Genomic DNA, 13304 nt, shown 5'->3' on the forward strand with positions numbered 1-13304 from the left:
CCCGTTCCGGGGAGGAGCTTAGATGGACGTCGCTCTCCTCCACCTCGCCCTGACTCGGATGCTGGGCTCCGGCGGCCCGCCCGAAAACCTCACCCGCCTGACCGGCGGGGCGAATATGGAAAGCTGGTCGTTCGACCGCGATGGCTCCGGCTATGTGCTGCGGCGGGCGCCCGGCGATGCGCTGATGGCGGGGCGGAGCTATGGCCATGATGTCGAGGCGGCGCTGATCCGCCTGGCGCATGCGCGGGGCATGCGCGCGCCGGACGTGGTGGGCGAGCTGGTGGACGCCGACGGGCTCGGCAGCGGCTATTTGATGCGCCGCGTCGAGGGCACGACCGATCCGCGCGCGATCCTGGCCGATCCGCCCCGGCGCCTGATCGATGACATTGCGCGGGAGCTGGCGCGCATCCACGCGATCCCGCTCAAGCAGGTGCCGGACGGCATCCCCGGCAGCGATCCGGGCGCGATGGTCGAGGCGCTTTCGGCGCGCTTCGAATGCTACGGCGGCGACCGGCCGGTGATGGCGCTCGCGCTCCGATGGCTGCGCGACCACCTGCCCGCGCCCGCCGAACCGGTGCTGCTGCACGGCGACTTCCGGGTCGGCAATCTGATGGTCGGCGCGGACGGACTTGCGGCGGTGCTCGATTGGGAGCTGGCGCATATCGGCGACCGGCACCAGGACCTCGCCTTTGGCTGCATCAACAGCTGGCGGTTCGGGAAGATCGACCGGCCGGCATTCGGGGTCGGCCAGCTCGACGCGCTGTTCGCCGCCTATCAGCGGGAGAGCGGAGTCGCGGTCGAGCCGGCGCGGTTCCGATTCTGGCGGGTCTATTCGACGCTCTGGTGGGGCATGTGCTGCCTGGAAATGGCCGACATCTGGCGCTCCGGCCGCGACCGCAGCCTTGAACGCGCGGTGATCGGGCGACGGGCATCGGAGACCGAGATCGACCTGCTGATGCTGCTGGAGGAAGAGGCACCGGCGGCGGAGCGGGGCCCGGTCTCCCTGCCCTCGCCCGCGCCGGTCCGCCGCCAGGGCGAGCCATCCGGCGTGGAGCTGCTGGAGGCGCTGTTGGAATGGATCGAGCGGGACGTGAAGCCTAAGCTTTCCGGCCGCGACCGGTTCCAGGCCAATGTCGCGCTGAATGCGCTCGGCATGCTGCGGCGCGACGGGCCGGACGCGTTCGACCGGCCGCTGAGCGACGACCTTCTCGCCGGCCGCGCGACGCTCGCCACGCCGGGCTTGCTGGCGCGGCTGAAGCGCGACACGCTCGCCAAGCTCGAAGCCGATCAACCGAAATACAGCGCGCTCGCCAAGGCGCGAGAGATGTGGAGCTGAGCCATGACCCTCGACGTGACCAGCTTCCATGGCGCCAAGATTGCGCTGCTCGTGGGCGACGCGATCGTCACCTTCCTTCGCGACGACAAGCCGGACATCGATTGGCCCGGGCGCTGGGACTTGCCCGGAGGCGGCCGCGAGGGGGATGAGAGCGTCACCGAATGCATCTGTCGTGAGGTGATGGAGGAGTTCGGGATCGCGATCGACCCGGCGAACTTCATCTGGTCGCGTGTTTATCCGAGCGTCTTCCCGGATCGCGCCGATGATGCGTTCCTGGTTGCGCCAATTCCGGCGGAAATGCTCGATCAGGTGCGGTTCGGATCGGAAGGGCAGCGCTGGGCTCTGGTGCCGGTCGCGGAGTATCTCGCAAAGGACGACGCCGTCCCACACCACCAGCGTCGACTGCGCGATTATCTTCACTCGAGGAGCTGAAACATGCAGCTGCGCCCGATCACTTACGATTGCGACGGCCAGAGCCTGACCGGGTGGCTCGCGGACGGATCGGGCGGAAAAGCTACGCCCGGCGTGCTGGTGGTGCACCAGGGGATGGGCATCACCGATCACACCAAAGAGGCGGCCGCGCGGTTGGCGGAACAGGGCTATGTCGCCTTCGCGCTCGACATGTATGGCAGCACCGCGACGTCGGTCGAGCAGGCGAGCGGGTTGATGGGCGCGCTGATGGGCGACGCGGCGCTGCTTCGCCGCCGCGCGCGGGCGGGACTGGACCAGCTTGCGACAGTTTCGGCAGGACCGCATGCGGTGCTCGGCTTCTGCTTCGGCGGGATCGTGGCGCTGGAAATGTTGCGCGACCGAGCGCCGCTTGCCTGCGCGATCGCCTGCCATCCGAGCTTCAGGAAGCCGGAGGGCTCGTCCGGCCTCCCCCAAGGCAAGGTGCTGATGATGATCGGCGACCAGGACCCGCTGATCCCGGCGGAGGACCGCGACACCTTCCGGGCCGAAATGGACGAGGCCGGGGCCGACTGGCAGCTCCATCTGTTCGGCGGCGCCGGACACAGCTTCACCGATGCCGCGGTCGACGCGCTCAACTATCCCGGTTTCCGATACGACGCGAAAGCGAATGGGCGCGCCTGGGCGATGACGTTCGCGATGCTGGAGGAGAGTTTCGGCTGATGCTGTTCGACATCCCGCGCGAGATCACCGACTATCTCGCCGAGCTCGACGCGTTTATCGAGGCGGAGATCAAGCCGCTTGAGGCGGCCGACGACAATATCCGCTTCTTCGATCACCGCCGCGAACATGCGCGGACGGACTGGGATCGGGGTGGGCTGCCGCGGGCGGAGTGGGAGGCGCTGCTGGCCGAGATGCGGCGGCGGGCGGACGCCGCCGGGCATTACCGGTTCGCGATCCCGGCGGAGTTCGGCGGGCGCGACGGGTCGAACCTGGCGATGGCCGTGATCCGGCATCACCTCGCGGCCAAGGGGCTGGGGCTGCACAATGACCTGCAGAATGAATCCAGTATCGTCGGCAACCTCGTCCAGGTGCTGATGCTGCGCGACTTCGGCACCGACGCACAGAAGCGCGAATTCATCCCGCCGATGCTGACGGGCGACATGCGCTGGGCGTTCGGGCTGACCGAGGAAGCGCATGGCTCCGACGCGACGCATATGGAGACGCGTGCGGTGCCGGAGGTGCGGGGCGGCATCCCCGGCTGGCGCATCGACGGCGAGAAGATGTGGATCACGGGGACTCACGTCGCGACGCATGTGATGACCTTCGCGCGCACGTCCGGCGAGGACGGAAGGGCAAGCGGCATCACCTGCTTCATCGTGCCGACCGACGCGCCGGGGTTCGAGGTCGGCGAGTATCTGTGGACCTTCAACATGCCGACCGACCACCCGAAGCTCCGCTGTGACGGCGTGTGGGTGCCCGAAACCGCGATCCTCGGGCGGCTGGACGACGGCCTCGCCGTCGCGCAGCACTTCGTCCACGAGAACCGCATCCGCCAGGCGGCAAGCTCGGTCGGTGCGGCGCAATATTGCATCGACGAGGCGGTGAATTACGCGAAGGCGCGCAAGCCGTTCGGCAAGCCGCTGGCGGTTAATCAGGCGATCCAATTCCCGCTGGTCGAGCTCGCGACCGAGGCGGAGATGCTGCGGCTGCTGATCTGGAAGACGGCGGCGGAGATGGACACCATGTCCAAGCCCGAGGTGGCGCTGCGTCTCTCCGACAAGGTCAGCATGTGCAACTACCGCGCGAACCGGCTGGTCTGCCAGGCGGCGGACTTCGCGATGCAGGTGCATGGCGGCATCGGTTATTCGCGCCACAAGCCGTTCGAGCACATCTACCGCCACCACCGCCGCTATCGCATCACCGAAGGCTCCGAGGAGATCCAGATGCGGAAAGTGGCGGGGCATTTGTTCGGGTTCATGGGCGGATAGGCAGACCCTCTGCTTCTGCGCAGCCGCCAAGCATGTTAAAGAGCGGCGGCAGAAGCTGGGGACTGCCGTGCCGAAAGCGCTCCCGTTCGCCGGACGCCCGATCGCGAGGCCTGCATGGCTCCTCTTCGCCTGCGCCTGCATTGCGGCCGCGATCGTGTCGTCCGCGCTCTATGCCCAGATGGCGCTGTTCCACCCGGAGAGTTACGGCGGGGTCGCTTCGGCGTCGCTGGGGGCGAAGCTCGAGCGGACGACCGATCGCGGCCGGATCGACGTCATCGTTCGGGACCTGAAGCCGGGAACCCCGCTCGCGGCGGTGGTCAGGGAAGGCGACCGGCTGCGGCTCGACATACCCTGGAACGACTTCCGTACGATCGGAACCGGCGAAACGTTCGGCTTCACGCGGGTTGCGCCTGGTCCTTGGCAGCACCTGGCGATCACCGTCCCGGATTTCACCGGCAGCTCGAAGAACGTGGCGAACGTTCGGTTCCTGATCACGCTGTTCGACCTGAGCCTGGGCCTCCTCCTGTTCTGGCGCTGCTTCGGCGACACCGGCGCCGAAGCGCTGGGCATCGCCTTCATCGCGGCGACGATCACCAGCAATTTCCCGGCGCCGCCGCTCTGGTCGATGCTCTGGATTACGCTCGCCTATGCCGGCGTCGCAGCGGTGCCGTTCCTGATGCTTGCCTTCGCGTTGTCATTCTTCGACCGACATACGCGCCCCATCCGAAACGGCGAGCGGCACGCCTATGCGGTGCTCTGCGGCGCGCTCGCGATCAGCTTTCTGATCGCCTTCTATTCCAACCTCACTGCCTTCACGTCACCGCTGATCCACGGAAACGTGCTTGCGCTGATGGTCGAAATCACGCTTGCCTATGGCGGCACGGTCTCTGTGCTGGCCGGCGGTTACCGCCGTGCGGATGGCGACCTGAGACGGCGCTATTCGCTGCTGCTGATCGCGCTTCTGCTCACCTTTGCGCTGTCGCTGGTCCAGACCTTCTCGTTCCTGGTGCTGAAGCGCGCAAAGATGGACCCGGACAACCCGCTCTACGACGTGAATGTCGTGCTGAGCCTGTTGGGCCCGCTGCTGTTCAGCTACGCGGTCCTGCGCCATCGGGTCGTCGATCTCGGCTTCGTCGTGAACCGCACATTGGTCTACGGCGCGGTCAGCCTGATCCTGCTGACCGCCTTCGGGCTTACCGAATGGGGCGTCGACAAATGGCTGAAGCCCGAGGGGCACCAGGTCAGCGCCATCATCGACGCGCTGATCGCGCTCGGCATTTTCCTGACGTTTCACCGGGTCCGCGATTTCGTCGAACATCATCTGGAAGCGCTGTTCTTCCGGAGCTGGCACGATAATGAGCGAACGCTGCGCCGGTTCGTGTTCGAAGCGAGCTTCATCACCCGGCCGGAGGCGCTGCTGGCCGCTTTCGCGCGCGAGCTGTCGCGATTCACCGGCGGCGCGGATTACGCGCTGTATCTGGGCGAAGGCGATGCGGGCTACCGGGCGGAGGTCAGGGCCGGGCGCATGCCGGATTCCATCGACATCGACCATCCGGCTCCGGTCGCCCTTCGCGCCCATCGGTCCGGTGTCGAGATTGGCGACGACAACAGTGCCGGCTCGGCCGTTATTGCGCTGCCGATGTTCCAGCGCGCATCGCTGATCGGGCTGGTCCTGCTCGGTCCCAAGGCGCGCGGCGAGCATTACCGCCCCGACGAACAGGAACTGCTCGCCCAGGCCGCGCACCAAATAGGCCTCGACCTGCATGCGCTACGGGTGGAGCAGCTGGAAAAGCGGACGTCGGAGCTTGTCGAGCAGGTGCAGCTGCTGAAGGCGGAAAACCGATCGCTGATCGGCGCCTCGGCCGCCGCCTAGCGCCGCCCCTGCCCCGCCGAACCCGTCGACGAGTTGCTTCATCAACGGTACGAAGCCGTTCGAGCACATCTATCGCCACCACAGCCGCTATCGCATCGCCAAAGGCTCCGAGGAAATCCAGATGCGGAAAGTCGCGGGGCATTTGTTCGGGGTCATGTAAGGATTTTTAATTGAGCCAAGGTCAGAAGATACCTCCGCGATTGTATAAATACCGCGCCCTAGCGACGGAGGAACATCTTCAACAAGCGTGCGACTCCATTCAAAATTGCCGACTTTACTGGCCAAGTCCTCTTACATCCAACGATCCATTCGATTGCGTACCAAATCACGAGTATAGGGGGACTAACAAACAGCCACCAAGACAATGCAAAGAAGGCTGCCAATGTCCTAGGGAGAGGAAAAAGTCGCGTCGAACGTCGACGGATGGTCGCGGAGGGACGGCGGAGAAAACCGGTTGACATTGCCGACGCTATGACTGAAGCAAATATGAAATTGCTTCAGCGAGTAGGCATTTGCTCTCTAACCGAACACTCTGACAACATACTGATGTGGTCGCACTATGCGTCCTCTCATACCGGACTGTGCCTCGGATTTGAGCCATCCCTGGAAGCCATCGATTTCGCGTGCGCTTTTGAAGTGATTTATCGGCAGGATCGCCCTACGATCAACTTAATCCGAAAGGGACAGGGCGAGGAGTTGTTAGAGAAAATACTCCTAACGAAGGCTGCAGATTGGAGCTATGAGCGCGAGTGGAGAATGATCAATCAAGACATTGAAAGTCGGCTCAGGCATTTCCCTCCGGTAGCTCTCAAAGAAGTTATTCTCGGCTCCCGCATTACCGACCACGCCAAAGCCGAAATTATTGCAGCCACTAAGGCGAGCTCATCAAAGCCGGCAATATTTCAGGCAATTCCCAGCAGAAGCACGTTCAGCTTAACTATAAGAAAATTAAGCTAATCTCTTCCGAGCCCCACGATCAATCCCCCGTCAGAATCCGGTCCACAAGCTGCTTCACCGACGGCACGAAGCCGTTCGAATAGAAGGGGTCGCGCTTGAAATTGTAGGCGTTGTGGCCGGCGAACATCAGGTTCTGGTCGATCGGTCCGCCATGGGCGATGTCCTGCAGCGTCTTCTGGATGCAGAAGCTGCGCGGATCGGCGAGGCGGCCGGTCGAGTTGGTCTCGTTATCGGCCCAGGACGAGAAGGCGCACTGGCTAAGGCAGCCCATGCAATCCGCCTGGTCCTTGCGGATCACCGCCTTTTCCTCGGGCGTGACGAACAGGAGCGTGTTGTCCGGCGTCTTCAACGCCTCGGTGAAGCCGAGGCCGTACCATTCGCGCGCGCGCATCAGATCGCCCGGCGTCACCCAGAAATTACGGCCTTTGACGCCGACATCGAGCTGATGCGTGTGATCGCCCGCCATTTCGCCCGAAAACGGGATCTGGCGGTGCGACCGCGCCTCCAGGTTGCGCAGGAATGGATTGCGCACCGCGGAGGAATAGAAGCCGGTGGGCGAGAAGCGGTGCAGCAGCACGTCGCCTTCGTCGAGCGTCATCAGCGCCTGCTTCCACTCGTCCGGAATCGGGCTTTCGCGGGTGAGCAGCGGCCGGGTGCCGAACTGGAACGCGATCGAGCCGAGCTCCGGATTGTCGATCCAGTGGTTCCAGTCACGCAGATACCAGACGCCGCCGGCCATGATGATCGGCACGTCGTCGGCAATGCCGCCGGCGCGCATCGTCTCGCGCAGCGCCTTCACGCGCGGATACGGGTCCTGGGGCTGCAACGGGTCCTCGGCGTTGGACAGGCCGTTATGCCCGCCGGCCAGCCAGGGATCCTCGTACACCACTGCGGCCAGCCATTCGGCGGCCTTGGAATAGGCGCGCTTCCACAAGGCGCTGAACGCGCGCGCGGAGCTGATGATCGGCAGGTAATTGACGCCGTACGAGGCGGCGATCTCCGACAGCTTGTAGGGCATGCCCGCGCCGCACGTGACGCCGGCAACCAGGCCCTTGGTCCGCTCCAGCACGCCGTGCAGCACGCGCTGCGCGCCGCCCATTTCCCAGAGCACGTTGATGTTGATCGCGCCCTTGCCGCCGGCCAGCTCGAACGCGCGCCGGACCTGCTCGACCGCGCCTTCGATCGCGTAATGGATCAGCTCTTCGTGGCGCTCGCGCCGGGTGCGGCTCTGATAGATCTGGGGCACGATCTTGCCGGTCGGATCATAGCTGTCGGCATTGACCGCCGAGACGGTGCCGATGCCGCCGGCCGCCGCCCAGGCGCCCGAGCTTGCGTGATTGGTGGCGGACACGCCCTTGCCGCCCTCGATAATCGGCCAGACTTCGCGTCCGGCATAGAGGATCGGCTTCAGGCCCTTGAAACCCATTGTCGCTGCGTTCATCGGCCGGCCTATAGCAGGGGTTTTTCCCTCCGCGCAAAGAAGTTTGGGTGCAGCGAAAAACGCGCGGCGCCTGCGCATGCTCCCGCATTTTTCGTCCCGAAACGAGACACAGAGGGAACCCGAAGGCTCTGCCGACGGTTGAGGAGGCACCAGGCCAAGACAGCTTCGGCCCGCCGGGTCCCCCACCCCTTATCCGGCGGGCCTTTTGTCGTTCAGCCCGCCAGCACCTTTGCCAACAGCCGATCGATCGCGGCGCGCGCCTCCGGCTCGTCGAGAGTCGGCGCATGGCCCACACCAGGCACCGTGACCGCCTCGGCGCGGGGCAACGCCGCCGTCATCCGCGCAATCGTCGCCGGGGAGAGCACGTCGGATCGTTCGCCGCGCAGGATCAGGACGGGCACCGGCTTCAGCGGCTCGATCAACGGCCACAGATCGACCGGCGGCTGATCGCCGGCGGTGCGCATCGGCTCGGATATGCGCGGATCGTAATCGATCACAATGCGGCCGTTGCCGGACAGGCGGTAGAGGCGCTTGGCCATCTGCAGCCAGTCCTCGATCCTGTAATCCGGATAAACATGACGCTGGTTGGCGGAAAGGCTGCGCGCCGCGTGCAGCCAGGTCGGCCAATTGCCGCTGCGGCCGACATAGCTGCGGATGCGGGCGATGCCGGCAGCCTCGACCTCAGGCCCGACATCGTTGAAGACGACACCCTTGATTCGGCCCTGCTCGGCAGCGGCCATCAGCATCGTCACCAGCCCGCCCAGCGACGTCCCGATGCAGACGAACGCGCTCAATCCCAGTGCGCCGATCAGGGCCTGCACGTCCTGCGCATAGACGGGCGGGACGTAGGATGCCGGATCCTTGCTGTAGGCGCTCTCGCCGCGTCCGCGGAAATCGACCGCGATCACGCGCCATTCGGGCGCAAGCCGCTCGGCCAGGCCGGCGAAGTCGCGGACGTTGCGGGTCAGGCCCGGCAGGCACAGGACCGCCGGCCGGCCGTCGCTGCCGCCCGCATAGTCGCGGTAATGGAGCCGAAGGCCGTCGCTTTCCCAATAGCCATCCGTGAAATCGGCCACGCTTGTCCCCTGAACGCCCGCGCCTCATATCGCCGTATGGCCGAGCCCCCGCAACCACCGATCCTCGAAATCGCCGACATGCTGGCCGATCCGGTGCCGGCGGCGGATTTTCCGGAGACGATCCTGCGCTTCCGCAACGACCGCGCCGCCGCGGAGGTGGGGCTGGACGGGCTGAGCGACGACGCGTGGGTCCGGCATTTCGGCCGTTTCGAGCCGCTGCCGGGCAACCTGCCGCAGCCGCTGGCGCTCAGATATCACGGCCATCAGTTCCGCGTGTACAATCCGGATATCGGTGACGGACGCGGGTTCCTGTTCGCGCAGTTGAAGGACCAACGCGGGCGCTGGCTCGACCTTGGCACCAAGGGATCGGGGCAGACGCCATACAGCCGCTTCGGCGACGGCCGGCTGACGCTGAAGGGCGGGGTGCGCGAAATCCTTGCAACCGAGATGCTGGAGGCGCTCGGCGTGAACACCTCGCGCACGTTCTCGCTGATCGAGACCGGCGAGGAGCTGCACCGCGGTGACGAGCCCTCCCCCACCCGCTCGTCGGTGCTGGTGCGGCTCAGCCACGGCCATATCCGCATCGGCAGCTTCCAGCGGCTCGCTTACCTGCGCAGCGACGAGGAGCTGAAGCGGCTCACCGACTATTCGCTGCGCACCTATTTCGGGTCGGCGAGCGCAGACCCGATCGAGCTGCTGCGTCATGTGGTCGAAGGCACCGCGCGGCTGGCGGCGAGCTATATGGCCGCGGGGTTTGTGCACGGCGTGCTCAATTCCGACAACATCAACATCACCGCCGAAAGCTTCGACTACGGCCCGTGGCGGTTCGCGCCGACGTTCGATCCGGATTTCACCGCCGCCTATTTCGACCATGCCGGGCTCTACAGCTTCGGGCGGCAGGCCGAGGCGATCCAGTGGGACGTGGTGCAGCTGGCGGGCGCGCTGCGCACGATCGCCGACGTGGACGCGATGATCGCGGAGCTGGACCGGTTTCCGGCGCTGTATCGCGAGGCGTTGGTCGAGCGGTTCCTGTGGCGGCTGGGCGTCGTCTTGCGCGGGGAAGAGGATATCGGGTTGGTACAGGCGATCGAGCAGGGGCTGGTCGAGAGCGGCGTCGGGATCGATCGATTCTTTTTCGATTGGGCCGGGGGCGACTTGCGGCGCGCCTCCGACACCTATGCGGGCGAGGCGTTCGCGCCGTTCCGGGAGCGGATCGCGGCCTACGCGCCGGCGCGGGGGCTCGATCCCCCTTATTGGGCCGGTGAGCCATGCTCGATGCACATCGAGGAGGTGGAGGCGATCTGGGCGAGGATCGCGGAGGCGGATGATTGGTCCGCGCTGTATGCGAAGGTGGCGCAAATTCGGGACATGGGGGCGGCGCTTTCTTGATCCTCCCCGAGCTCGCTCGGGGAGGGGGACCATGCGAAGCATGGTGGAGGGGCCGCAGCGAAGCGAGGACTGCCCCCCCCTCCGCTTCGCTCCGGCCCCTCCACCACTCGCCTGCGGCGAGCGGTCCCCCTCCCCTCGCCAAGCGAGGGGAGGATTTGTTAAGCCCTCCCCATGACCGACCTCATCTCCTACGAACCCGCGACCGGCGCGGAGCTTTGGCGCGCGCCGATCGGGAATGCCGATGCCGAAGTCGCGGCCGCGCGCGCCGCCTGGGCCGATTGGGCAAGGCGGCCGCTCGACGAGCGGATCGCGATCCTCCGCCGCTTCGCCGAGCTCGCAAAGGAGCGGAAGGAGCTGTTCGCCGACCTGATCGCGCGCGAGACGGGGAAGCCGCTATGGGAAGCGCGGACCGAGGTCGACACCGTCGTCAACAAGGTCGAGATTTCGATCCGCGCGCACCAGGAGCGGACCGGCGCGCGCGACCTGGGCGCCGGCGCGCATCTGCGCCACAAGCCGCATGGCGTGCTGGCGGTGCTCGGGCCGTACAATTTCCCCGCGCACCTTGCGAACGGGCACATGGTGCCGGCGCTGCTGGCCGGGAACGCGGTGGTGTTCAAGCCGTCCGAGAAAACGCCGGCAAGCGGGGCGATGCTGATCAGCCTCTACCATGAAGCGGGCGTGCCGGACGGCGCCGCACGGCTGCTGGTCGGCGGCCCGGGCGAAGGGCGGGCGCTTTCTGCCCATCCGGACATCGACGGGCTGCTGTTCACCGGCTCGGCGCGCACCGGTCTCGCGCTCAATCGGCAATTCGCCGACACGCCGGAGAAGATCCTGGCGCTGGAGATGGGCGGCAACAATCCGATCATCGTGTGGGACGCGGACGACCTTGCCGCCGCCGCGGTGCTGATCGTGCAATCCGCGTACATGACCGCAGGCCAGCGCTGCACGGCAGCGCGGCGGTTGATCGTGCAGGACGGCGCCGAAGGGCCGCTGCTGCGGGAGCTCGAGCGGCTGATCGATCGGCTGATCGTCGGCGCGCCGCACGAGGAGCCGGCGACCTTCATGGGACCGGTGATCGACAACGATGCGGCCGACGCGCTGGTCGAGGCGTTTCTGTCGCTGGTCGAGCGCGGCGGCCAGGTGATCCACCCGCTCGACCGGCCGGATGCCAATCGCCCGTTCCTGACGCCTGCGCTGATCGACGTGACCGATGTGCCGAACCGGCCGGACGCGGAGCTGTTCGGGCCGGTGCTCCAGCTGATCCGCGTCCCCGATTTCGACGCTGCTATCGCCGAGGCGAACGACACGCGGTACGGCCTCTCCGCCTCGCTGATCGGCGGCGACCAGACCCTGTTCGACCGCTTCTGGGCGGGCGCGCGCGCCGGCATCGTCAACTGGAACCGCCCGACCAACGGCGCCTCGTCCGCAGCCCCGTTCGGCGGCATCGGTCTGAGCGGCAACCACCGGCCGAGCGCCTATTACGCGGCCGATTACGTCGCGTACCCGGTGGTTTCGACCGAAGTGGACAAAGCGGAGGCGACGATCCCGGTCGGCCTTCGTTGAGCCGAAAGCCACGCTAAACCCTGCCCAAGCATCCTTGCTTTGTCGCGCGGGCGGGAGCGGCCCATCTGCGGGCCATGGAACAAGGCCATGTCTATCTTGTAGGTGCAGGCCCCGGCGATCCCGGGCTGCTGACGCTGCGCGCCGCGGAGCTGCTCCGCACGGCCGATCTGATCGTCCATGACGGGCTGGTCGATCCCCGCATCCTGGCGCTGAGCCAGGCGCCGCGCATCTCCGTCGCCAAGCAGCGCAGCCGCCACACGCTTGCGCAGCATGCGATCAACCTGCTGCTGGTCGAGGAAGCGCTGGCCGGCAAGCGGGTCGTGCGGCTGAAGGGGGGCGATCCCTTCATTTTCGGCCGCGGCGGCGAGGAGGCCGAGGCGTGCCGGGCGGCGGGTGTGCCGGTCGAGGTCGTGCCGGGCGTCAGTGCTGCGCTGGGTTGCGCGGCGGAGGCGATGCTGCCGCTTACGCACCGCGACCTGTCGAGCGCGGTCAGCTTCGTCGCCGGCCAGTGCAAGGGGCTCACCGACCAGGACTGGTCCGGCCTTGCCGGCAAAGGCCGCACACTTGTCATCTATATGGGCGTCGCGACCGGGGCCGACATCGCCGAAAAGCTGATCGCGGACGGCGTATCGCCCGACATGCCGGTCGCGGTGCTGGAGAACGGCACCCGGCCCGGCGCGCGCGCGCTGCGCTCGCTGCTCGCCGACCTGGGTGGACTGATCGCGCGCGAGGACGTGAAGAGCCCGGCGATCCTCGTCGTTGGCGAAGTGGTCGATCGGTCCGACGCGGTCGATTGCCTACAGGGTCTGACCCAAAGCTCGGCTTGGCCTGAGCCTGTCGAAGACCTCCCTTCTTTGTTCGGCAGCTCAGGAAAGGAAAGGGAGGGCTTCGACAAGCTCAGCCCAAACCGAGGGAGAGCACTGTGAAAATATTGACTGGCAGTGATCTTCCATCCGGCGCCGTGATCTGGTGGGCGGGCAGCTACTGGTCGATCCACGTCGAAGATGCCGTCGATGTCGGGGAGACCGGCGAGGCGATCCTGACCCGCGAGGAAGGCGCGCGCCGCGTCAACAACGCCTATATCATCGAGGCGATCGCCACGGCCGAAGGCCCCCGCCCCGCCCACATCAAGGACCGCATCCGCGCGCTCGGCCCCACGGTGCGCCCGGACCTGACACTGAAGCCGGCCGATCCGAATGCCGGGAGCTGGGTGATATGAATTCGGTTCACGCGAAGACGCGAAGGCGCGAAGGAATTTGGGTTCGCGCGG

Annotated in this window: 12 protein-coding genes; 10 read left to right on the plus strand and 2 right to left on the minus strand. The window is 66.3% G+C overall.

Features of this window, described 5'->3' with window-relative positions; all coding sequences use genetic code 11:
* Positions 1-22: 22 nt before the first annotated feature.
* From SCH01S_RS06435 to SCH01S_RS16050, 6 genes are all read left to right on the plus strand, one after another.
* Positions 23-1336: a phosphotransferase family protein gene (locus SCH01S_RS06435; protein ID WP_046347974.1), complete on the plus strand. Its 1314-nt coding sequence runs from the start codon at positions 23-25 to the stop codon at positions 1334-1336.
* Between the two features lie 3 nt (positions 1337-1339).
* Positions 1340-1768, plus strand: a complete 429-nt coding sequence (locus SCH01S_RS06440; RefSeq protein WP_046347975.1) for an NUDIX hydrolase — start codon at positions 1340-1342, stop codon at positions 1766-1768.
* A 3-nt stretch (positions 1769-1771) separates the two neighbouring features.
* Entirely contained in the window at positions 1772-2467 is a 696-nt protein-coding gene (locus SCH01S_RS06445) for a dienelactone hydrolase family protein (RefSeq protein ID WP_046347976.1), read from the plus strand.
* Positions 2467-3735, plus strand: coding sequence for an acyl-CoA dehydrogenase family protein (locus tag SCH01S_RS06450; RefSeq protein ID WP_046347977.1), 1269 nt, complete (start codon positions 2467-2469; stop codon positions 3733-3735). Before SCH01S_RS06445 ends, SCH01S_RS06450 begins: the two co-directional genes overlap by 1 nt.
* Positions 3736-3802: 67 nt before the next feature.
* Positions 3803-5608 carry a histidine kinase N-terminal 7TM domain-containing protein gene (locus tag SCH01S_RS06455; RefSeq protein ID WP_046347978.1) on the plus strand — a complete coding sequence of 602 codons (1806 nt, stop codon included), beginning with the start codon at positions 3803-3805 and terminating at the stop codon, positions 5606-5608.
* A 471-nt stretch (positions 5609-6079) separates the two neighbouring features.
* Positions 6080-6565, plus strand: a complete 486-nt coding sequence (locus SCH01S_RS16050; protein ID WP_169746364.1) for a DUF2971 domain-containing protein — start codon at positions 6080-6082, stop codon at positions 6563-6565.
* Positions 6566-6584: 19 nt separating this feature from the next.
* Here SCH01S_RS16050 and SCH01S_RS06460 read toward each other — a convergent pair whose 3' ends face one another.
* Together SCH01S_RS06460 and SCH01S_RS06465 are read right to left on the minus strand one after the other, a co-directional pair.
* Positions 6585-7991: an NAD(P)H-dependent flavin oxidoreductase gene (locus tag SCH01S_RS06460; RefSeq protein ID WP_046347983.1), complete on the minus strand. Its 1407-nt coding sequence runs from the start codon at positions 7989-7991 to the stop codon at positions 6585-6587.
* Positions 7992-8218: 227 nt separating this feature from the next.
* Positions 8219-9082: an alpha/beta fold hydrolase gene (locus SCH01S_RS06465; protein ID WP_046347979.1), complete on the minus strand. Its 864-nt coding sequence runs from the start codon at positions 9080-9082 to the stop codon at positions 8219-8221.
* 36 nt (positions 9083-9118) lie between these two features.
* Here SCH01S_RS06465 and SCH01S_RS06470 point away from each other — a divergent pair, with 36 nt between their 5' ends.
* From SCH01S_RS06470 to SCH01S_RS06485, 4 genes are all read left to right on the plus strand, one after another.
* Positions 9119-10471 carry a protein adenylyltransferase SelO family protein gene (locus SCH01S_RS06470; RefSeq protein WP_046347980.1) on the plus strand — a complete coding sequence of 451 codons (1353 nt, stop codon included), beginning with the start codon at positions 9119-9121 and terminating at the stop codon, positions 10469-10471.
* Between the two features lie 171 nt (positions 10472-10642).
* Positions 10643-12034: a succinylglutamate-semialdehyde dehydrogenase gene (gene astD / locus SCH01S_RS06475; RefSeq protein WP_046347981.1), complete on the plus strand. Its 1392-nt coding sequence runs from the start codon at positions 10643-10645 to the stop codon at positions 12032-12034.
* 74 nt (positions 12035-12108) lie between these two features.
* A complete protein-coding gene (gene cobA / locus SCH01S_RS06480; RefSeq protein ID WP_084689430.1) occupies positions 12109-12960 on the plus strand; it encodes a uroporphyrinogen-III C-methyltransferase in 852 nt (283 codons plus the stop codon).
* Complete coding sequence (locus SCH01S_RS06485; protein ID WP_046347982.1) at positions 12957-13253, plus strand: DUF2849 domain-containing protein; 297 nt, start codon at positions 12957-12959, stop codon at positions 13251-13253. Before cobA ends, SCH01S_RS06485 begins: the two co-directional genes overlap by 4 nt.
* The last annotated feature ends 51 nt before the right edge of the window (positions 13254-13304 follow it).

The sequence above is a fragment of the Sphingomonas changbaiensis NBRC 104936 genome (assembly GCF_000974765.1).
Lineage (GTDB): Bacteria > Pseudomonadota > Alphaproteobacteria > Sphingomonadales > Sphingomonadaceae > Sphingomonas_B > Sphingomonas_B changbaiensis.